At 58.1% G+C, this 21769-nt stretch carries 20 protein-coding genes and 2 tRNA genes; 13 read left to right on the forward strand and 9 right to left on the reverse strand.

Annotated elements, in window-relative coordinates; translation table 11 throughout:
• Positions 1-83: 83 nt before the first annotated feature.
• Positions 84-386 carry a BufA1 family periplasmic bufferin-type metallophore gene (locus B145_RS0112745; RefSeq protein WP_018607823.1) on the reverse strand — a complete coding sequence of 101 codons (303 nt, stop codon included), beginning with the start codon at positions 384-386 and terminating at the stop codon, positions 84-86.
• A 227-nt stretch (positions 387-613) separates the two neighbouring features.
• Between B145_RS0112745 and B145_RS0112750 the strand changes: the two genes are divergently transcribed.
• Positions 614-1174: a rhomboid family intramembrane serine protease gene (locus B145_RS0112750; protein ID WP_018607824.1), complete on the forward strand. Its 561-nt coding sequence runs from the start codon at positions 614-616 to the stop codon at positions 1172-1174.
• Positions 1171-1581: an ankyrin repeat domain-containing protein gene (locus B145_RS27530; RefSeq protein ID WP_018607825.1), complete on the forward strand. Its 411-nt coding sequence runs from the start codon at positions 1171-1173 to the stop codon at positions 1579-1581. The genes B145_RS0112750 and B145_RS27530 overlap by 4 nt, the downstream gene beginning before the upstream one ends.
• 72 nt (positions 1582-1653) lie before the next feature.
• Here B145_RS27530 and B145_RS25535 read toward each other — a convergent pair whose 3' ends face one another.
• Positions 1654-2418 carry a ComFC family protein gene (locus B145_RS25535; RefSeq protein ID WP_425425588.1) on the reverse strand — a complete coding sequence of 255 codons (765 nt, stop codon included), beginning with the start codon at positions 2416-2418 and terminating at the stop codon, positions 1654-1656.
• A 22-nt stretch (positions 2419-2440) separates the two neighbouring features.
• Between B145_RS25535 and bioB the strand changes: the two genes are divergently transcribed.
• From bioB to B145_RS0112805, 8 genes are all read left to right on the forward strand, one after another.
• Positions 2441-3436: a biotin synthase BioB gene (gene bioB / locus B145_RS0112765; RefSeq protein WP_018607827.1), complete on the forward strand. Its 996-nt coding sequence runs from the start codon at positions 2441-2443 to the stop codon at positions 3434-3436.
• Between the two features lie 140 nt (positions 3437-3576).
• Positions 3577-4815: a cation:proton antiporter gene (locus B145_RS0112775; RefSeq protein WP_018607829.1), complete on the forward strand. Its 1239-nt coding sequence runs from the start codon at positions 3577-3579 to the stop codon at positions 4813-4815.
• A gap of 5 nt (positions 4816-4820) precedes the next feature.
• Positions 4821-5708: a methyltransferase domain-containing protein gene (locus B145_RS0112780; protein WP_018607830.1), complete on the forward strand. Its 888-nt coding sequence runs from the start codon at positions 4821-4823 to the stop codon at positions 5706-5708.
• 38 nt (positions 5709-5746) lie between these two features.
• Positions 5747-6181, forward strand: coding sequence for a riboflavin biosynthesis intermediates N-glycosidase (locus B145_RS0112785; RefSeq protein WP_018607831.1), 435 nt, complete (start codon positions 5747-5749; stop codon positions 6179-6181).
• 28 nt (positions 6182-6209) lie between these two features.
• Entirely contained in the window at positions 6210-6707 is a 498-nt protein-coding gene (locus B145_RS0112790) for an O-acetyl-ADP-ribose deacetylase (protein ID WP_018607832.1), read from the forward strand.
• Entirely contained in the window at positions 6704-7333 is a 630-nt protein-coding gene (locus B145_RS0112795) for a pyrimidine 5'-nucleotidase (RefSeq protein WP_018607833.1), read from the forward strand. The genes B145_RS0112790 and B145_RS0112795 overlap by 4 nt, the downstream gene beginning before the upstream one ends.
• Before the next feature lie 156 nt (positions 7334-7489).
• Positions 7490-7566, forward strand: a tRNA-Met gene (locus B145_RS0112800).
• 63 nt (positions 7567-7629) lie between these two features.
• Positions 7630-7706, forward strand: a tRNA-Met gene (locus B145_RS0112805).
• Between the two features lie 115 nt (positions 7707-7821).
• Here B145_RS0112805 and nrdG read toward each other — a convergent pair.
• The 6 genes from nrdG to B145_RS0112835 all read right to left on the reverse strand — a co-directional run bounded on the left by nrdG (position 7822) and on the right by B145_RS0112835 (position 15761).
• Positions 7822-8313: an anaerobic ribonucleoside-triphosphate reductase activating protein gene (gene nrdG, locus B145_RS0112810; protein ID WP_018607834.1), complete on the reverse strand. Its 492-nt coding sequence runs from the start codon at positions 8311-8313 to the stop codon at positions 7822-7824.
• Positions 8310-10448 carry an anaerobic ribonucleoside-triphosphate reductase gene (nrdD, locus tag B145_RS0112815; protein WP_018607835.1) on the reverse strand — a complete coding sequence of 713 codons (2139 nt, stop codon included), beginning with the start codon at positions 10446-10448 and terminating at the stop codon, positions 8310-8312. Before nrdD ends, nrdG begins: the two co-directional genes overlap by 4 nt.
• A 341-nt stretch (positions 10449-10789) precedes the next feature.
• Positions 10790-11281 carry a LexA family protein gene (locus tag B145_RS27535; RefSeq protein ID WP_018607836.1) on the reverse strand — a complete coding sequence of 164 codons (492 nt, stop codon included), beginning with the start codon at positions 11279-11281 and terminating at the stop codon, positions 10790-10792.
• Positions 11282-11485: 204 nt separating this feature from the next.
• A complete protein-coding gene (locus B145_RS0112825) occupies positions 11486-13900 on the reverse strand; it encodes an alkaline phosphatase family protein (RefSeq protein ID WP_211209826.1) in 2415 nt (804 codons plus the stop codon).
• 274 nt (positions 13901-14174) lie between these two features.
• Positions 14175-14813 (reverse strand): NAD(P)H-dependent oxidoreductase, encoded by a 639-nt coding sequence (locus tag B145_RS0112830; protein WP_018607838.1) that lies wholly within the window; start codon positions 14811-14813, stop codon positions 14175-14177.
• 96 nt (positions 14814-14909) lie between these two features.
• On the reverse strand, positions 14910-15761 hold the full coding sequence (locus tag B145_RS0112835; RefSeq protein WP_018607839.1) for an SDR family oxidoreductase: 852 nt from the start codon (positions 15759-15761) through the stop codon (positions 14910-14912).
• Positions 15762-15850: 89 nt separating this feature from the next.
• On the opposite strand from B145_RS0112835, the gene B145_RS0112840 reads away from it, so the two are divergent.
• The 3 genes from B145_RS0112840 to B145_RS0112850 all read left to right on the forward strand — a co-directional run bounded on the left by B145_RS0112840 (position 15851) and on the right by B145_RS0112850 (position 20621).
• Positions 15851-16264 (forward strand): winged helix-turn-helix transcriptional regulator, encoded by a 414-nt coding sequence (locus B145_RS0112840; protein WP_033407068.1) that lies wholly within the window; start codon positions 15851-15853, stop codon positions 16262-16264.
• 122 nt (positions 16265-16386) lie between these two features.
• On the forward strand, positions 16387-17490 hold the full coding sequence (locus B145_RS0112845; protein ID WP_018607841.1) for an efflux RND transporter periplasmic adaptor subunit: 1104 nt from the start codon (positions 16387-16389) through the stop codon (positions 17488-17490).
• An 11-nt stretch (positions 17491-17501) separates the two neighbouring features.
• Entirely contained in the window at positions 17502-20621 is a 3120-nt protein-coding gene (locus B145_RS0112850) for an efflux RND transporter permease subunit (protein ID WP_018607842.1), read from the forward strand.
• Between the two features lie 16 nt (positions 20622-20637).
• Here B145_RS0112850 and B145_RS0112855 read toward each other — a convergent pair whose 3' ends face one another.
• Positions 20638-21564, reverse strand: coding sequence for a histone deacetylase family protein (locus tag B145_RS0112855; RefSeq protein WP_018607843.1), 927 nt, complete (start codon positions 21562-21564; stop codon positions 20638-20640).
• Positions 21565-21769 lie beyond the last annotated feature (205 nt).

Raw genomic sequence — 21769 nt, forward strand, 5'->3', positions numbered from 1 at the left:
CGTCAGGTGGGTAAGTTGCACAGGGAAAAGGGCTTCCCCCGCTGTCGTGCCAAACCAACAGGGGAAGCCGCCTCAAAGCCTGATCAGGACTTCTTTTCCATAAAGGACATCAACTGACCATACCCGGTTGGAGAAGTGGGCGAAGCCATTTTTTCACAGCTACCCTTGGGCACGGATTTCCATGCATTCCCCTGATAATCCATCTTTGCCGTCCCAGCGCAGGTGGTGCCCGCCCCCGCCTTGCAATCGTTATGCCCCTTGAGCGCCACGCCATAGCACTTTTCCATGTTCATCTCTTCCGCGTGCGCAGACATTGCCGACAAGGTCAGTGCAGAAGTCAGTGCCAGAGCCAGGGTTGCACCGCTGAGGTTTACTTTGGTCGTCATGTTGAGGTTCCTTCCATTATTAAAAGTGATGCCAGATGGCAATACAGAACGCTTTCGCCCGATTGCAAAAAGCGTTCTTACTTCCTTGGTCGGTGCTCAACACACATTTCTTACACTGTTTCCAAAAAAATTTTGGGCCCACCCGCAAACCCTTGTTTCGCTTGGCAAACATGGGCCTGACTCGCTATGCTTGCCGCCTTGTTCCCATCCCCTGATCGCCCCGGATCATGCATATCCGCTACAACGCCCCCGTCAGCCTGAGTTTCTCGCTCGCCTGTGTGATCATCTTCATCCTCGGGATCCTCATCCCACCGCTACGGGAACTGTTCGTCGTCCCCGGTGGTGCAGCGTTTTCCATCGCCCGCCCGCTCGACTGGTTCCGGCTGGTCAGCTACGTGGCAGGCCACGCGAGTTGGGACCACCTCCTGGGCAACCTCTCCTTCATCCTCCTGCTTGGGCCGGTATTGGAGGAAAAACACGGCAGCCAACGCTTGTTCGCCATGATGTTCATCACCGCGCTCGTCACGGGGCTGGTCAATGTGCTGTTCTTCTCCACCGGGCTTCTCGGCGCCAGCGGCATCGTCTTCATGTTCATCCTGCTGGTGAGCATCACCAACATCAAAAGCGGCGAAATCCCGCTGAGTTTTATTCTCGTCGTTACCATCTACCTGCTGCGCGAGGTTGTGATGGGGTTTCATGACGATCAGGTCGCCCGCTTCGCCCACCTGATTGGCGGCGCCTGTGGTGGCATGTTCGGGTTTGCGCTGGCGAACAGGGGGAGGTCGTGAAGAACACGATCCCCTCCGGGCAAACCACAAGCATGAGCAAGCTGGAGCAGGTATTCAGCCGGATCGAATCTGTTCCAGACTTCTCCGGCCACCAGATCACATCTGTCGCCTACCGCAACGGATGGGGAGACAGCCCTTTGCACATCGTCAGCGTCTGGGGCGACTGTGAGGCCATCAAGATACTGCTGGATGCAGGAGCAGACATTAACGCACAGGGCGAATCCGGTTTTACGCCCCTGCATTACGCTGCAGAACAAAATCACCCCGCAGCGGTGGAACTGCTATTGACCATGGGCGCGAAGCCCCTGAGAAATGACGACAACGATACCCCACTGGCTCTGGCGGAGAAACTTGGGCACACAAACATCCTCACCATCTTGAAACAATATCTCAGGCAAGCAGAATAATTCGCTCCTGATACCGGCCATACATCCAGAACCACAAGGTTTTGTTGATCAGCAAAATACCCCTTTGGCATTTCACTTTTTGGGTTGATACAGCGTTCGTGCCAGCACAAGGTTGCTGACTCTGGCTGCGCCGCTCATCTTGAGGGTGCGGGCGAGTTCGTTGAGGGTGGCGCCGCTGGTCATCACATCGTCGATCACCAGCACATGCAGGCCCGTTACTGGCTGGCGACAGCGAAAGGCGCCACGCACAGCGCGCAGGCGTTCTTTTTGGCGCAGCCCTTCCAGGCGCGGGGTGTCGGTATCGCGCACCACCAGATCGAGCGCCAGTTTTGTTGGACTGGGCAGATGGCGACGCAGGGCGCGGGCGAGTTCTGCAGCCTGATTGAAGCCCCGTTCGGCCAGCCTTGAGGCATGCAGGGGCATGGGGATGATGAGGTCCGGCGCCGCAAACGCGCTGCAGCGTTCTGCCAGCCTGTGCGCCAGCCAGTCGAGCTGGGCAAAGCCGGTACCGTGTTTGAGGGCTAGCACCATCTCCCGCATGGGGGTGGCGTAGGCAAACAGTGCCTGCGAAGCTTCAAAGTGCGGGGTGCGCTTCAGGCAGCGCCCACACAGCAAGCCCTGTGGAGAGGGCAAGGCGCAGCAGGGGCAGGATGCGCGGGCATCAAGCCAGGGCAACAGAGGAGTACAATGCGCGCAAACAGCCTCGGCCCCAGCGTTTTCATCGCAGACGAAACAGTCTCGCGGCCAACTTGCAGCCCAAAACCGAGTTACCCACGCTGAAAGTGTGTTTGACAAGCTTTTGGCCTTTCCCGGATCATTATCCGTTTCTGGATTCACCGCCTCAGAAGGATTTCTTTTTATGAGCACCTGCTCCACTGTCGAACAACCCGTCGCCTTCCACCGTCCCGCCGCCGTGCCTGCGGATGCAGAATGGACGACTGACTCCGTGGCAGCGCTCTTCGAGTTGCCGTTCAACGATCTGATTTTCCGTGCCCAACAAGTGCACCGCGCCCATTTTGACCCGAATGCGGTGCAATGTTCCACCCTGTTATCCATCAAGACCGGTGGCTGCTCAGAAGACTGCAGCTACTGCTCGCAATCCAAGCGCTACAAGACCGGCCTGGAATCCGAGCCGCTGATGAGCCTGGACGAAGTGCTGAAGATGGCCGAAGCCGCCAAGACCAAGGGCGCTACCCGCTTCTGCATGGGTGCCGCGTGGCGCAGCCCCAAGGAAAAAGACCTGGAGCCGGTGCTGGAGATGGTGCGTGAGGTCAAAAAGCTCGGTATCGAAACCTGTGTCACGCTGGGCATGCTCAAGGAAGGTCAGGCTGAACGCCTGAAGGAAGCCGGGCTGGACTACTACAACCACAACCTGGATACCGCACGCGAGTTCTACAGCGAAGTCATCACCACCCACACGATTGACGACCGCCTGGCCACCATCGACAAGGTACGCGGCGCAGGCATCAAGGTTTGCGCCGGTGGCATCGTCGGTATGGGCGAGAATCGCCGGGCGCGGGCCGTGCTGATCGCCCAGCTTGCCAACCTGAACCCGCCGCCCGAATCCGTGCCCATCAACAGCCTCGTGCGCATTGAAGGCACGCCGCTGGATAAGGTTGCAGCCCTCGACCCGCTGGAATTCGTACGCACCATCGCCGTGGCCCGCATCACCATGCCCGAGAGCTATGTGCGTTTGTCCGCCGGGCGCCAGCAGATGGGTGAAGCCATTCAGGCGCTGTGCTATCTGGCAGGGGCCAACTCGATCTTCACGGGCGACCGCCTGCTCACCACCGACAACACCTCGGAAGGTGAAGACGCAGCGCTGTTTGCCAAGCTGGGGATCAAGGCGGTTTGACATCGCATATCCATTCCCTCAGGAATGGATATGCGCATCCTTAACGGGGTGGCAAGGCGCCCGTCTTGTCCACAATGTCAAATTCATAGCGGGGTTTTGTTGAAAATGCAGCGCCCCGGCTGATCAATTGGGAATCCAGCATGTCGGCCATCGAAGTCGCCAAAACAGATTTGTTCTACGCCGGGGTGGTCATGCTCACCGGTGTGGCCTGCAGCATCGTCGCCAAACGTCTGCGCGTGCCAGACATTGTGCTCTACCTGCTCGCGGGCATGGCGCTCGGCCCGGCGCTGTTCGGTGTCGTGCATGTTCCGGCTGATGGCACGCTCAACCAGTTGATCCTTACCTTTGGCGCCAGCTACCTGCTCTTTGACGGCGGCGCCTCGCTGCGTTTCAAGGTGCTCAAGGAAGTGTGGATCACCATCGTCATCATCTCCACGCTGGGGGTGCTGGTGACCGGAGCAATCACCGCGAGTGCAGCCTGGGCCTTCGGCATCCCGGCCATGACCGCCCTGCTGCTCGGTGCGGCAATCGCCTCGACCGACCCGGCAACTCTGGTGCCAATCTTCAAGCAAGTCCCCATCAAAGACCGTGTGGCGCAGACTGTGATGAGCGAATCCGCCTTCAACGACGCCATGGGGGCGATTGCCACCTTCTCGGTACTCGGGCTGGTGATGGGCAGTGGCGAAGGCTTCTCGATTGGCGCCAGCCTCAAGGAACTGCTCTGGCAGGCGGGGTTGGGGATCGTGATTGGCGGCGTCGCCGGGTATGCCGCATGCGTATTGATTGCGCATGAGAAATTCGGCTTCATGCGCGAACACCTGCCACTGGTCACGCTCATGGCAGTCATCGGTGCCTATCTCACCGCTGATGGCATGCAATCCTCCGGTTTCATGGCGGTTTTCGTGTTTGGCATCATGATCGGCAACAAGGAGAGCTTCGGCTTTGCGCTCGAAGATCACGAACAGGAGAATCTGGAAGACTTCATCGGCACCACTACGCTGATCATGCGCATGTTCATCTTCATCCTGCTCGGCTCGCAGGTTGACTTTGCGCTGCTCAAGACCTGCTGGCAGGCGGGGCTGGCCACTGTGCTGGTATTCATGTTCATCGCCCGCCCGCTTACCGTGTTCATCTGCGCCGGGGTGGATCGCCGCGCCAAGTGGTCGCTGCGGGAACTCCTGTTCATGAGCTGGACGCGCGAGACGGGGGTGATCCCCGCTGCGCTTGCAGGCATGCTGGTCGGCATGAAGGTGCCGGGCGCCGAAGTGGTCAGCGCGATCACCTTCATCGCCATCCTGATGACCATTCTAATCCAGGCGCCCACCACTGAATGGCTGGCGGGCAAACTCGGCTTGCTGGCCGACGAAGCCAAGCGCTGAACACGATGGCTGCGCCCGAAGACTTCGCACTCGACCCCACCCTGCTACGCCGCCGCTTTGCGGCGAGTGCCCGGCATGCGCAGGAGGCGGACTTCCTCGCCCGCGAAGTTGCCAGCCGCATGGTCGAGCGGCTCGATTACATCCGCATCGAGCCGCGCCGCATCCTTGACCTGGGCTGCGGCCACGGGGCCGATCTGCCCCTACTCGCCCAGCGTTACCCGCAGGCCGAGCGCATCGGGCTGGACTTCGCCCTACCCCTGCTCAATCTGGCACGGGAGGAGCGGAGCTTCTTTCAGCGCCTGCTCGGCAAAGCGCGTAGCCCCGCGCTGCTCTGTGCCGATGCCGCCGCCCTACCCCTGGCGCGGGCCAGTGTGCAGTTGGTATGGAGCAATCTGCTGCTCAACTGGTTGAGCGATCCACTACCCGCCTTCCGTGAATGTCATCGCGTGCTGGAAGTAGGCGGGCTGCTCATGTTCGCCACCCTGGGGCCGGATACCCTCAAGGAACTCCGCACCGCCCTGCCTGCCCATGTGGGTGAGCGGGTGCATCGCTTCATCGACATGCATGACCTAGGCGACGCGCTCGTGCAGGCAGGGTTCAGCGACCCGGTGATGGACATGCAGACCCTCACCCTGACCTATGACGATCTGGACAGCCTGTTGCGTGATCTGCGCCACGCAGGCGCCAACAACGCGGCCACCACGCGCCCTAGGGGCTTATCCGGCAAGCAAGGCTGGCTCAATGCCCGCAAGCAACTCGACACGCTCCGCCAGGAAGGCCGCATGCCTGCCACAGTCGAACTCGTCTTCGGCCACGCCTGGAAAGCTGCTCCCAAGCAGGCCGAAGACGGGCGGGCCGTCATCCAGTTTCAGCCACGCCCCGGCAAAGCGTAAAATCCGGCATATTCCCTGCACACAGGAGCCGTGCAACAATGAATGAGCCAATTTACTTCTATACAAAATCTGGGCCATTCTACGAACTCTCAAATTTTGCTCCTTATGGCTTTGCCTTGGATGGCGCATACTGGCCCACGGTAGAGCATTATTTTCAAGCGCAGAAATTCACTGACGCGGCCTACAAAGAGCGAATCCGAACCGCAAAAAAGCCAAAAGAGGCACGGGCTCTCGGTCAAAGCCGCCAGCATCCCATTCATCCGGAGTGGGACCTGCTCCGCGAACAAGTCATGCTCAAGGCCCTGCGCCTGAAATTTGAGAACCCCAAGCTCAGGGATATTTTACGAAGTACGGGACAAGCCGCTTTGGTAGAGGCATCTCCTTTTGATTATTTCTGGGGTGCAGGTCACGATGGAAGTGGACAAAACCGACTAGGGCGCTTACTGGAACAAATTCGCCAAGAGATTCAATAACGCAACAGAAGGAATAGGAGGAGTGCACATGCGCCTCAGCGCCTGCCAAGCCGATATCACCACGCTCGCCATTGATGCCATCGTCAACGCCGCCAACACCAGCCTGCTCGGTGGCGGAGGCGTGGATGGCGCCATTCACCGTTCGGCTGGCCCGGAACTGGTGGCCGAATGCCGTATGCTGAATGGTTGCAAAACGGGGCAAGCCAAAATCACTCGGGGCTATCATCTGCCCGCACGCCACGTCATCCACACTGTCGGCCCGGTCTGGCAGGATGGCCTGCATGGCGAGCCGGAACTCCTCGCAGCTTGCTATCGCAACAGTATGCTGTTGGCACAGCAGCATGGACTGGCGCGCATCGCCTTCCCGGCCATCAGCACCGGTGTTTATCGCTACCCGCCGCAAGATGCCGCCCACATTGCGGTGGCTACCGTCAAAGCCTGCGCAGCAGAATGCCCCGCTGTGGAAGAAGTGATCTTCTGTTGCTTCATGGATCGTGATCTCGCCTTTTATCAGGAGTTGCTGTGAGACCTGCCTCACCCATCTGGCTGTTTGATCTGGACGACACGCTGCACAACGCCAGCGCCCACATCTTCCCGCAGATCAATACAGCCATGACACGCTATCTGGCCGAGCACCTCACCGTTGACGATGCCACCGCCAATGCCCTGCGCATGAAGTATTGGCGCAAATACGGCGCCACCATGCTTGGCATGTTGCGCGAACACCGCACGAATCCCCGCCATTTTCTCTATCACACCCATCAGTTCGAAAATCTGGCTGAACTCGTCGTGTTTGACCGCGCCCTGCTCACCCACCTGCGCCATCTGCCGGGGCGGCGCTACCTTTTTTCCAACGCCCCGCGTGCTTATCTTGATGGCATATTGCGCATCACTGGGCTGCACCGCGTGCTGCATGGCAGTTTTTCGATTGAAGACCTTGGCTTCCATCCCAAGCCCCAACCACAAGCCTATATCCATGTGTTGCGCCAGTTGCGGGTCGCTCCGGCACGCTGCATCATGGTTGAAGATTCTGCAGCCAATCTGCGCGAAGCCAAGCGCCTGGGCATGCGCACGATCTGGATCAGCCGAGCCGCCAAACGCCCCGCCTGGGTGGATCAAAAAATCACTTCCGCCCGCCTGTTACGTGCCTGAAACTGTCACAAAGGCCTGCTATTCTGCCTCCCATCAACCTTGGCGCCCACCCCTGCCAAAATGGCTGCAAACGCTGAAATGGCGCGGCTTCCCGCGTTCATCTCAAATTAATCCTTGACCTTGGCCGCGTTATTGTCCATAATGCTGTTTCTCTGACGCGGGGTGGAGCAGTCTGGCAGCTCGTCGGGCTCATAACCCGAAGGTCACAGGTTCAAATCCTGTCCCCGCAACCAAATACCTGCTGGTAAAAAATCAATCTGTTTGATTGGTGTTTTTACTTTGCAAAGAAACTCCGACGCGGGGTGGAGCAGTCTGGCAGCTCGTCGGGCTCATAACCCGAAGGTCACAGGTTCAAATCCTGTCCCCGCAACCAGTAAGATCAAAATGGGTTCAGCTTTGGCTGAGCCCATTTTGTTTTCTGAATGCAATCGGTTTATGCACAAAAAATAAGCCAGGCAAGCTGCTTGGCCCTGTCGCCTGATTCAGTATTACACGCTCATTGCAGATTCTTCTGCTCTATCCATGCAAAGCTTCCCGCCAGTCAGCCGGATCAGACGCTGATTGTCTGAACCCCGCCAGGGCAGCGTGTTGGGAGTGCCTTGAAGAAAAGGCCCGTCAATCAGCACATCCACATCCCTCAGAAGCTCAAGGCCTTTGATATCTTCATACCGGTAACCCGTCCACATCCAGATATCCTTTTCAGGGTAGCGGATCTTGAACTGGCGGCACAGATCGGCAATCGCTTCACGGTTTGCCGGAAAAAGCGGGTCACCGCCACTCAGGCTCAAGCCATCGTGGCTGTCACACAAATCAAGAATTCTGTCGCGTACCTCTTGCGTAAAGGGCGAACCGGCAAGCCGGTTCCAGCAGGAGGTATTATGACAACCGGGACAGGCATGCAGGCAGCCCGTCACGAAGAGCGTGACGCGCAAGCCCTCGCCATTGACCACGTCACAGGTGTAATAGCGATCATAGTTCATGGCTGAGTAGCCAGATGCTTGACCCGGCGCATCACTTCCTTCTGCTTGCCCGCGTTGAACGGGCGGGCATTGGGGCTACCCAGATAACCGCAGACGCGCCGCGTGACCGAGAGGCTGGCTCCATCCTGGTTGCCACATTGCGGGCAGGTAAAGCCTTCGGCGGTGGCATGCGCCTCGCCCATGAATCCGCATTTGCCACAGGAATCCACAGGGGTATTGGTGCCAAAATAGGGAACGCTCTCCACAGCATGATCCCATATCCGTTCAAGCGCCTTGAGGTTGTGACGCATATTGGGCAACTCCACATAAGTAATATGCCCACCAGAAGCACACTCCGCAAAACCCTTTTCGAACTCGATCTTCTCGAAAGGTGTGACCTTGCGCGCCACATCCAGATGGAATGAGTTGGTGTAGTAACCCTTGTCCGTCACCCCCGGCAATACGCCATAGAGGGCAGCATCCAGCTTACAAAAACGATGACACAGGGATTCGCTGGGCGTGGAGTACAGCGAAAAGCCCCAGCCGGATTCAGCCTTCCAGCGTTGCGTAGCCTCAGCCAGATGCGCAACCACCTTCTTGAGGAAGACTTGCGCCTCCGGATGATCAAACGGATGTGCGCCGTCAAACATCAGCATGCCAACTTCATGTAGGCCAATAAAGCCGAGCGAAACCGATGAACGCCCATCCTTGAAGAGCGGCAGAATGTCATCATCAGGCTTCAGGCGCACGCCAAAGGCCCCTTCGGTATAAAGAATCGGGGCGATATTGGCCTTGACGCCTTCAAGCCGGTGGATTCTGATCATCAGCGCTTTATGGGCAAGCTCCAGCATTTCGTCCAGCAGCTTGAAGAACAGGGCCTGATCCTGCTTGACCTTGATGGCAATGCGCGGCAGATTGACGCTGACAACGCCAAGATTGTTGCGCCCCGAGAGCACTTCCTGCCCCTGCTCATCCTGCCACACAGACAGAAAACTGCGGCACCCCATCGGGGACACCGGCACAGAAGAACCGGTAAGCTGGCGATTAAGCTTGGCGGAAATGATATCGGGATACATGCGCTTGGAGGCACACTCCAGCGCCAGTTGCTTGACGTCGTAATTGGGATCACTAGGCTTGAGGTTCAGGCCGTCTTCAATAAAGAACACCAGTTTGGGGAAGACCGGCGTGATACCTTCCTTGCCCAGCCCCTTGATGCGTACCTGCAAAATGGCTTTTTGCACAGCACGTGCCTGCCAGCTCGTGCCCATCCCAAAAGAGAAGGTGACAAAGGGCTGCTGCCCGTTTGAGCTGAACAGGGTGTTGATCTCATACTCGCAGGCCTGAATCCCGTCGTAGGTTTCTTTCTCGGTCCGCTCCCGCGCATAGCGCAGCGGATCGGGAATGCCATACTGCCGGGCAATTTCCAGATTCTTTTCGTAAGTCTTCTGCACATACGGCGCCAAGGTCTCATCAATATTCGGGATCGTCGTTCCACCGTATTGATGGCTGGCCACCTGGGCAATGATCTGAGAAGTCACCGCGCAGGCCACCCCCACTGATTTCGGGCTCTCGATACCTGCATTTCCCAAATGGAAACCGTGCTCCAGCATGCCCTTGAGATCCACCAGACAGCAGTTGGTAAAGGGCAGGAAAGGAGAATAATCCAGATCATGAAAATGCAGATCCCCATCGTTATGGGCCTGCATCAGATCCTTGGGCAGAAAATTCCCGGCAAACTGCTTGGAGACAATCCCCGCCATCAGGTCGCGCATCACAGGAAATACGTTGGCATCCTTGTTGGCGTTCTCGGTGATGGCGTCCTCATCAGTCTTATCCACCAGCCCCATCAACTGCGCATGCAGCACCGAACCTCTGACGCGAATGCTATCCCGGTCATGGCGGTACTCGATGTACAAACGGGCAACCTCCGGGTAGTTGTGCATCAGGGCATTCTCGACATGTTGCTGAATCGTCGGAATATCGAGCGAACTACCATCGCTCCGTCGGCATAGCGCCTCCACCTCGGCAGCTACAGCCAATGCCACGGCATTCGGGTTGGGAACGTGCGCAGCCTCGGCCGCCTTGCGGCAAGCCGTTGCAATCTTGAGGATATCGAAAGGCGCAGTCGTACCGTCCCGTTTAAGCACTTGCAGCATCAAAGTCTCCGCAGACAAGAAGAACCTGTTTGAGTTGTAGGTCGAGGTGACCGACGCGGATTATAGTCGCTTCAAACTACAATAGGTAGTATGAAAAAAGTATGAACAACTATAGGTAGTTGTTTGAGCTTGATCAAACACGGCTTCTCGATATCGGATTACGAGCCTTGAAGTGTCATGGCAGACACCCAGCAAACACCGGCTTGAGCGGCGCACCGATAAGTTGTCAAGAGAGTTTGATTGCGTCCACCGGTCGGAATTTCTTGCTTGCAGGCACAGAAAGGTGGTGGACGCAAGTCACATCAACACGCGGCAAGCAGGCCTATCTAGCCTGCATATCTTCAACCCAAAAAGCGCTTGAACTTGCCCACCACCACGCCCCAGATGGTCAGCTCGGAGCCGTTTTCGAGCAAAATCTCTGCGTCATCGGGATTGCCGGTTTGCAAGGCTGTTTTGGTGCCACGGTGGTGCAGGCGGCGTACCAGTCGTTCGCCATTGACCAAGGCAACGACGATATGGCCATGCGCGGGACGGATGCTTTTGTCGACCACCAGCATGTCACCCGTAAAGATTTCGCTGTCCGCCATGGCATCATCACGCACCTGGATGATGAAACTCGATTCGCCATTGCGCACCAGGTAATCATGCACATCCATCCCTGTGCTCTCATCCCCGGCAACAGGTGGCGCTTCGGCCCCCCGCTCTGCCACCGGAGGCAGGCGTTTGCGCATGGCACGACGCCTGGGGCGGTGGACCTCGGCACAGGATTCAGGTGGCACAGTGGGCGCGGCACCGACAATGCTGACGAAGGGAAGCGCAAGTTGGGCTGACATGGCAGAGAGATTGCTGTAAATAATTACAGTATCCAAAGATGGCACGCCGATGTCAAGCCTGCGGGGGCTTGTACAAAAAATGGCGCCCCGGAATCAGGGCGCCATTTTTGCGACAACGTCAGGCTCAGAAGCTGTTCACGATCTGTAACGAGAGGCCGTCAGCGAGGTGAATCACGGCCTCGCAGTAAGATCATGAATAGCTTCTCAGAAGTCGAACAGGTTCATCAAGTCACCAATGGCGGGGCCGTTCTTGGGCTTGTAGGGCGAAGCCACATTGACCACTGGATTGGGCAGATTATCCCGGCTGCGCTTCGAGAGGGGCTTGAGGCGCCAGTTGCGCTCGATGAACTTCAGCACCGAGGAGTGATCGTAGTAGGTGTGGTCGATGTAGCCGGTGCGGGCATACGGGGACACTGCCAGCATCGGGATGCGTGGGCCATCGCCAAAGAAGTCGATGTTCTGGATATAGCCGCTATCGAAGTGACCACCACCTTCGTCTGTGGTGATAAGGATTGCGGTGTGCGCCCACAAGCGGGGATTGGCCTTGACCTTGGCGACCAGATCACTCAAAAAGGCTTCATACGCAGCAGGTGCAGAGTAACCCGGGTGACCACTGCTGAGGTTTTTCGGCACCACGAATGAGACCGAAGGCAAGGAGCCTGCGGCCACGGCGTTGTAGAAGCTGGTCAGCCCCTTGAGCTGCCCCAACAGCGCCGGGTTGGAGACCACGTTGGACGAGGCCACCAGCGGGTCACCCAGTACGTTGTACTGCGCGCCTTGCGCGGCAGCTACAGATATGCCAAATGCTTTGGCATCAGCCGCTACGTCATCAGCTTCACGCCCACCGGTGTACCATCCCCAGCTCACGCCCTTCGCAGTCAGCGCTTCGCCAATTGTGGGCAGATTCTGCGGGGGATATACATATTTGGTGGTACCTAGCGTCTGTGCCTTGCCCGTCATGTCATACGGCGGATTGTAGTTATTCACGAGGTAATACTTGCCCGCCTCGCAATTACTCTTGTGACCCCAGGCAGTAAGCTTGTTCAGGATTGCGCCCACACCGGGCTGCGCGGTATCGGCACAGTTCACATAGCTGCCGCCGGAGTAACCGTCGCGTATGTAAAAGTTGTTGCTGCCTGCCACGGGATCGGGATTTTCAATCTGGTTGACGGGCGGCGTGCTCGCCGTGCCATTGGTGTTGTAGTACGGCAGATCACCCGTGGCCAGCGCAAAGAAGTTGGCGCCCGTGCCCCCCATAATCCACTGGTGGTAGTTGTCGCTCATGGCATATTGCTGGGCCATGCTGGCAAAGAAGGGGGCATCCCCGCTTGCCATGTTCTGGAAGCCCATCAGTTCGCCACCCTGTGCCGGGTTTTGCGCCGTAATGCCATCGGTATCCCCACCCTGCCCCGTATTGACGGCTACCCAGGTGAACATGTCCAGGCGGCTGTTATCCCCACCGGTCTGCTGCCACATCTGGAAGAAACGGTGCACAGGGTCGCCTGTTGCACTCGTGGATGAGGCATAGGGCACGTACTTGGAAATCGGGAATGGGCCGTTCGGCAGGTTCGAAGGGAAACGTGCATCGGCCACGCCACCATAGAACTGGAAGGTGGTCGGATTCAGAATCCCGGTCATCAAGGGTTGCGGTAGCGTGGCGTAGGCGCTGGTCCGTGTGAGGTCGATGGTATAAGCCGAAGTCGGTTGTGCCTGGTTTTGCGCCGCCAAGGAAAAGTTCGGGCCAGGGCTGCCATCTGCATTCACGATCCCTTGCGAGAGCAGGTTCATCACGGTCTGCCCTGCGGGGGGTTGATAGACGCCATAGAGAGCATCAAAGGAGTGGTTCTCGCCCACTACGACAATGACATTGGTGATCGGCGTAACGGTTGCACCATTCGCGTGCGACTTGGCGTCGTCCAGCGCAGCCGAAGAAAGCTTGGACGCGTCATCCACGCTACCGGTGGCCGGAATGTTGATCACCACCTTGTTGCTGTCTGAGCCCACGCTGACCGTGCCGTTATGCACATTGAAGTGGGTCACCTCAAGCAGATTGTCCATCGGATCGCTGCTCGGGTCCGCAACGTAGTTGCTCCCGATCGGGTCGGATGTCTCCGTTGCAGACACCTTCAAGGCAGCATACAACGGTGCCAAAGCAGCGGTCACATCCTTGGTGGCCTGCTGGATGCTGCTGGCGGTGACTTTTCCACTGATCTGCGTGGCGGTGGGGGCGCCGCTCAGGGTCGTTGCCAAGGTGCGCTGGGTAATCAAGGAGGTGACCGGTGTCAGATTGACATGCCCACTCGCACTGCTCGTGACCGAGGACAGCGTACCGGTGCTGCCATCAATTTCCGTAAAACTCGCCGTTAGCACGAAGGGAGCCTGCAAACCCTGTGTGCTGACGGTGTAATTCCCCATGGCATCGGTGGGTTGCGAGTTGGCCGTCTTGCCATTGGCATCGGTCACCGTGACCGTCACACCCGTTACCGGCACGCCGGAAGCCACAACGCCACTCACGCTGGTTGAGCTACCCGTGCTGTCTGCACTGCCACCACCCGAAGAACCACACCCCGCCAAAGCGAAGGCCATACTGCATGCCGCAGCAATCAGCTTCATTCTCATTTTATTTCCTTACTCTCATCAGGGATTAATCTTGAGCAGGTGTGTGCCCACCGGCAGTAAAAGAGAGTAAAGACGCTGAGTTACAGTGCAGTGACGGCCACGTAACAATCTGCCCTTGGAAAACCCGTATCCAATTACATCAGCATAAAACAAACAACTCAAAACAAATACAACAAAGGCATAAACCCCAAAAAAGTCCGTTTCGCATCATCCAGAAAAAACGCCCGAAGCACCGTAGCCAAACGGTGCTTCGGGCGCATCGCGCATATTGGTCTTACTTGACTTCGCTTACAAACTGATTTTTGGCGCGGCGCACCTTTTTCAGATTCACCAGCCAGTCACCTTCAGCGGCACGATAACCAAGAGGCAGCAGGATGACCGAGCGCAGGCCACGCTCGCGCAGCTTGAGGATTTCATCAACCTTGGCAGGGTCAAAACCTTCCATCGGCGTGCTATCCACACCTTCATACGCAGCAGCAATCAGCGCTGAACCCAGGCCGATATAAGCTTGGCGGGCAGCGTGCTGATAGTTGGTTTCGGCATCGCGCTGGGGGTAGGTATTCAGGAGCATCTGACGATAGTTTTCCCAGCCCTCATTCTTGAAGCCACGCTCTTCATTGACCAGATCAAACATCATGTTGATGCGCTCTGCCGTGTAGTTGTCCCATGCGGCAAACACCAGCAGATGGGAGCAATCGGTAATCTGCCCCTGATTCCAGGCATGCGGCTTGATCTGCTCGCGGATCTCCGGGTTGGTCACCACAATCACTTCATACGGCTGGAGACCACTGGAGCTGGCAGTCAGGCGAACAGCTTCAAGAATGTGTTCAAGCTTTTCCGCTGACACGGCCTGGCTTGGCTCCATCTTCTTGGTGGCATAACGCCATTGGAGTTTTTGCAGAAGTTCTGACATGTAGACCTCTCTGAAAGGGTTGGGGGAAGCTGGCTCTCATATTGGGCCAGACAGAACCATTTCAAGCACCCTGCCCGACCACAATCTTTGGACAGATTACACCAAGGTGGCTTTAAGCAGTTTGCCCAGAGGCGTAGTCGGCCGACCGATCAGATGGCTCAGTTGATGATCTGCGCTAAACAGCCCCCCCTTTGAAGCGCCTATGTCAGAATCCGCCAACATCACTGCCAGCGGGGCGGGCAAGCCGACACCTTGCAAGGCGGCAGCAAAATCGGCTTCGGAAAGGTTCTGATACACCACCGTTTTGCCAGACTGGCGTGTAATCTCTGCCGCCAGTTCTGCCAGCGTATAGGCTTCGTCCCCCGCCAATTCATACACTTTGCCGGCCTGATTGGGTGCCACCAATACAGCGGCTGCGGCAGCCGCATAATCGGCCCGGGCTGCGGAAGAAATTTTGCCCTCCCCTGCGCTGCCGATGAAAACGCCATGCGCCAATGCGGGCGGCACGCTGGCAAGGTAGTTTTCGGTATACCAACTGTTACGCAGCAATACGTGGGGCAGGCCGGAAGCCTTCAGCAAGGCTTCCGTCTCACGGTGCTCTGCAGCCAGACCCAGCGGGGAGGTGTCTGCACGCAGAATGCTGGTATAGGCCACCACCCCAACGCCTGCACGCTTGGCGGCATCGATGACGTTGCGGTGCTGCGCCACACGCTGGCCCACTTCGCTGGAAGAAATCAGCAGCAACTTGTCTGCCCCCTTGAAAGCGGCATCCAGCGTCTCAGGCTTGGTGTAATCGGCAGCGCGAACCTGCACACCGCGCGCTGCCAGATCCGCCGCCTTGGCCGGATCGCGCACAGCAGCCACAATCTGGGCGGCAGGCAGGCGGTTCAGCAGTTCTTCAATCACCAGACGGCCCAGCTGGCCGGAAGCACCTGTGATAACAATCATGATAAAACTCCTTGGTTTGGGAAAGATGAGCTGGCAGAATATCAACCAAACTAATTTTTTGTAAGTACGTACAAAAAGGTAAGTATGAAATGACGACTCCTGAAGATCCCCCTCGACTCAGGCTGGCCGAAGTCCTGGCGATGGAGCAAAAAGGCAATCTCTTTGCGGAGCAGTGTCCGTCGCGCGATGTACTCAAGCACGTCACCAGCCGTTGGGGTGTGCTGGTTCTGGTCGCCTTGCGCAGCGGCACTCACCGTTTCAGCGAGTTGCGCCGCAAAGTGGATGGCGTCAGTGAGCGCATGTTGGCACAAACCCTGCAATGGCTGGAGGCAGACGGCTTTGTCGCCCGCAAGTCCTATCCCATCGTGCCTCCGCATGTGGAATACAGCCTGACTCCGCTCGGGCTGGAGGTATCCGCCAAAGTGGAAGCATTGGCAGACTGGATTGAATACAACCTGCCCCAGATTCTGGCTGCACAGGGCAAAATCCCAATCGACCCATAGTCCCTCCCCTCTTCACAGCCCCAAGAGTTAAGGCAGGTTAATGGAAGGCGCGGATCATGCAGATATAATGCGCTGTTCCACCAGATTGCCTCTTGCATTCATTTGTGCCGAAAGGATGTGCTGTGAAGCCCAGATATTGGGGAATCCTGTTTGCGGCTGTACTCGTTGTGGGTATCGGGCTTGTCATCGCCAAGCGTGCTCACAAAGCCCCCGCCCCTGTGCAGGCTCAGGCAGAGCAAGTCTTTGAGCTGGCAAAGGTTGATCTCGTCCCGGTTGTGGATGGGCCGCTGGCGCGCACGGTATCGGTATCCGGCCTGTTGCAGCCCCTGCGCCAAACCTTGCTCACCGCCGAATTGGAAGGCCGGATTGATGAAGTAATGGTACGCGCTGGCGATAAGGTGGAAAAGAATCAGGTTCTGGCGCGCATGAATCCTGAAGACCTCGATAGCCGGGTCGCCGAGGCGCGTGCCAATCTGGCCGCAGCCAAGGCCCAGCTTGAGCTGGCCGACCGTACCCAGAAACGCAACGAAGAACTCATGGCCAAGGGCTTCATCTCGGCCAACAGCCTGGACAACAGCCGCAACACCCTGGATGCAGCACGTGAAGGGCTGCGTGCCCGTGAAGCACAATTGGCACTGACCCAACAGGCGCTGCCCAAGGCCGTGATCCGCGCCACCCTCAAAGGGGTGGTGGCCGAACGCAACGTGGAAGTCGGGCAGCATGTGGGGATGAATACGCGCCTGTTCTCCGTCGTAGACCTGACTGAGCTGGAATTCGCGGCCAAGGTGCCGGTCAGCGAAATCAGCGCCATGACGGTGGGCCAGACCGTCAGCCTGACAGCCGAGGGTAGCGAGCACCCGGTGGAGGGGCGCATCGAGCGCATCTCGCCAGTGGCCGATGATGCTTCCCGCATGATTCCGCTGTATATCCGTGTCATGAACCGTGACCAAGCCCTCAAGGGGGGCATGGTGGTGCGCGGCAACATCGTCACGGCCGGGCGGGTGCACACCCTGTCGATTTCCGATCAGGCCATTCGTGATGACAATGGCAAACCCTGGGTGTACTGCCTGACACGCGGCCACCTGGAGCGACGCAATGTGGAGCTTGGCATCCGCGACGAAGTCAGTGGCCGTATCGAGGTCCGCAGCGGGCTTGTTGCAGGCGAACAGGTGCTGCTGGCACGGGTGCCGCTGTCCAATCCGGCCGTCAAGGTCACAGTGCGCTAGGAGACTCTACCTTGTGGTTCACGCGCGTTAGCATCACAAACCCGGTTTTTGCAGCCATGATGATGCTGGCCCTGCTGGTGCTGGGCGCATTCTCATACAAGCGACTCGCAGTGGAAGAGTTGCCGGATGTGAAATTCCCCATCGTGGTGATCGTCACCACCTACCCGGGGGCTTCCTCGGAAGTCGTGGAAACCGACATCTCGCGCAAGATAGAAGAAGGGGTCAGTTCCATCAGTGGGCTGAAAAACCTCTACTCCTACTCCTACCAGGGCCGCTCGGTGGTCGTCACCGAGTTCGAACTCACGGTGAACCCGGAAATTGCCGTGCAGGATGTACGCGAGAAGATTGCCGCCATCAAGAGCGGCTTCCGCAAAGAGGTGGATGAGCCCACCATCAGCCGCTACAACCCGGATGAAAGCCCGATCGTGACGGTGGCGATCACCTCCAACAAGATGTCGATGCGGGACCTCACCAACCGTGCCGACCAGTACATTCGCAAACAGTATCAAACGCTTACCGGCGTTGGGCAGGTCACACTGATTGGTGGCACTAAACGCGAAGTGCAGATCCAGCTTGACCCGGATGCCATGCGCAGCTTCGGCGTAGGGGCCGATCAGGTGATTGCTGCACTCAAGCAGGAAAACCTAGAACTGCCTGCTGGCAGTATCGTTGTCCGCGCCGTAGAGCAGCAGGTGCAGATCAAGGGGCGGCTGCCCACGCCAAAGGGTTTTGAAAGCATCGTCGTCAGCAAGCGGGGCAATGCCACTGTACTACTTGGCCAGATCGCCAAGGTCGTCGATGGCGAAGCAGAGCGCGAATCGGTTTCCATCGTCAATGGTAAACCCGCCCTGACCCTGGACATCGTCAAAATTCAAGGCGGCAACACCATTGCGGTGGCAGACCTCGTGCGGGCGCGCACCGCACAGCTTTCCACCGAACTGGCACGGGAAGACATTCATCTTTCCATCCTCAACGATTCATCCTCCGGCGTGCGTAACTCCTTGAAGAACGTGCAGGAGAACCTGTTTGAAGGGGCGCTACTCACAGTGCTGATCGTGTTCCTCTTCCTAGGCTCCTGGCGCAGCACGCTCATCACCGGTATGACGCTGCCGGTCGCACTGCTGGGCAGCTTCTATTTTCTCTACATCGCAGGCTTCACCATCAATGTGATGACCTTGATGGCCCTGTCGCTATGCATCGGGCTCTTGATCGATGACGCCATTGTGGTGCGCGAGAATATTGTGCGCCACGCCGCAATGGGCAAATCCGCCTATGACGCCGCCATGGACGGCACGCGCGAGATTGGTCTGGCGGTATTTGCCACCACCATGAGTATCGTGGCGGTATTCCTACCGGTTGGCTTCATGGGGGGCATCATTGGCAAATTCTTCTTTGCCTTTGGCCTGACGGTTGCGGCGGCGGTGATCATCTCGATGTTCGTGAGCTTCACGCTTGACCCGATGCTCTCCTCCGTATGGCCAGACCCGGATGTGCACAGCCATTCACGGCGCGGCCCGCTGGGAAAAATGCTCAACGCATTTGAGCAGATGATAGACTGGCTATCCGACAACTACGCCAAGCTCATCGGCTGGAGCCTGCATCACCGCATTGCCGTGGTACTGATCGCCACGCTATCCTTGGTCGGAGCCCTGGCGCTCGCGGGGGTGGTGGGCGGGGAGTTTGTGCCGGAAGCAGATATGTCTCGCCTGCAGGTTCGTTTCGACGCCCCGGATGGTGCTTCGCTGGACTACACCGAAGCCAAGGCACGGCAGGTCGAAGCGGCGATCCACGAGTTCCCGGAAGTCACCGAGACCTATGTCAGCGTCAACGTCGGAAGCGCCCAGGGGAAGAATGCCGCAGTCATCGCCATCACTTTCAAACCCCGCAAGGAACGCCAACGCAGCGTACTCATGCTCACACCTCTGCTGCGTGAGCGTATTCAACGTGTGGCCGGCATCACACTCAAGAGCATTGTGGTGCCCAGTGGCCCAGGAGGTGGGCAAAAGCCGATCTACCTGTCCATCCAGGGTAGCGACTTCCGCGAATTGCAGCGCATCGCCAAAGACGTGACGACCAAGATCGCCAAGGTGCCCGGTGTGGTTGATCTGGATACCAGTTTGCGTGCCGTCAAACCCACGCTCGCCGTGGAATTGAATCGCAATGTGGCCGGACAGGTGGGCCTCTCGCTCGGGAGCCTCGGTAACGCCCTGCGCCCGCTGATTGCTGGGGAAGCCGCCACCACCTGGCTCTCGCCAGAAGGCGAAAACTATGACGTCAAGGTACGTCTGCCGGAAGATGAGCGCAATTCCAAGGCCGCGCTGGAACAATTGCCATTTGCCAGCAGCATGACCGATGGCAGCACCGGGCGGGCCGTCATGATCCCGCTTGGGCAGGTCGCCACCATCACCGAAACCACTTCGCCTTCGCAAATCAACCGCCGCTCGCTATTCCGCGAAGTGTCCGTATCCGCCTCGCTCAGTGGGCGGCCCTTGGGGGAAGTCAGCAAGGAGATTGACAAGATTCTTGCCGAAGAGAAATTACCCCCTGGCTACCGCTTCGACGTGGCAGGCAACAGCCGGGACATGGCCGAATCCGCTGGCTACGCCGGGGCCGCGCTGCTGCTGGCGATCCTGTTCATCTACATGGTGCTGGCCAGCCAGTTTGGCAGCTTCATCCAGCCGCTGTCGATCATGAGTTCCCTGCCGCTCTCACTGATCGGGGTCATGCTAGCGCTCCTCATCTCGGGCAGTACGTTGAACATCTTCTCGGTGATCGGCATCATCATGCTGATGGGATTAGTGACGAAGAATGCCATTTTGCTGATCGACTTTGTCAACAACGCCCGCAAGCAGGGCCTGGGGCGGGCAGAAGCCATTGCCGAAGCAGGCCGCATCCGCCTGCGCCCGATTCTGATGACGACCTTTGCGATGGTCTTCGGCATGTTGCCGCTGGCATTTTCTGTCGGTGAAGGCTCCGAGCAGCGCGCCCCGATGGCCCACGCCATCATCGGCGGGGTGATTGCCTCAACCCTGCTGACGCTGGTGGTGGTGCCGGTGCTGTTCTCCTGGCTGGATGACTTTACGGTCTGGTTCAAACACCTGCTCCGTGGCAAGAGCAAACCATCAACCTAGCCCAAAGGCATATTAACTACAGTTCTGCCAGGGCCCGGATGTGTGCCACCACACAGCGCGACAACACCGGCAGGTTGTAGCCCCCTTCGAGCATTGAGACAATCCGGCCTTGGAAATGTGCGTCAGCATAGTCCCGCAGTCGCTCGGTTATCCATACGTAATCGGCATCCACCAGCCCAAGGGAGGCCATATCGTCCTCCCGGTGCGCATCAAAGCCTGCGGAAATGAAGAGCATTTGCGGGCGGTGCTCGGCCAACAGCGGAATCCATTGTTCCTCGACCAGCGCACGGATACGCTCCCCTTTGGTGCCTGTAGGGACCGGGGTGTTATGCAGATGAGATGCCACCGGGCGAAAACCGCAGTAGGGATACAGTGGATGCTGGAAGAAACTGAGCATCAGCACACGCGGATCTGCAGCGAAGATATTTTCGGTGCCGTTGCCGTGATGAACATCGATATCGATGATCGCCACACGCTCCAGCCCCCGCGCATCCAGCGCATGACGCGCCGCCACGGCAATATTGTTGAAAAAGCAGAAGCCCATCGCCCGCAGGCGTTCGGCATGGTGGCCCGGGGGGCGCACCGCACAAAAGGCATTCGTCACTCGCTCATCCAGCACCAGTTCGGTGGCCAGAATACCCGCCCCGGCGGCGCGCAAGGCCGCACGCAGCGTGTGGACCCCCATCGCAGTATCCGGGTCCAAACGCAGAAAGCCCTGCTCTGGCGCAATCTCAAACAGATCATCCACATAGGCAGGCGAGTGGGCGCGATAGAGCTGGGCGGGTTCGGCCAGAGGCGCGTCGTAGGTATCCAGCAGCGCGTCCAGCCCCAAGCCGACCAGGGCGTCGTGAATCACGGAAAGGCGTTCGGGCGCTTCCGGGTGCATGGCCCCCATGCTGTGCAACCAACAGTCACGGTGGGAGACCAGAGCAGTGGTACTCATGTCGGGTTGTCTCCTGCGCACACCTGGCTGGCCTGTCATGTTCATGCGGCCAGCGGTGACGCTTTTATTTATGATGTCTGGCACAGTATGCTATGGGGTATTGTTTGGCAATGGCGGCTTTCAGCCCAAGTGGGCGCGTGTAGTTATGCCCCCAAGACAAATGCCACGGCTACCGATATGATCCTGGTAATGGTTTGAAAATATC

This window comes from Uliginosibacterium gangwonense DSM 18521 (assembly GCF_000373965.1).
Classification (GTDB): domain Bacteria; phylum Pseudomonadota; class Gammaproteobacteria; order Burkholderiales; family Rhodocyclaceae; genus Uliginosibacterium; species Uliginosibacterium gangwonense.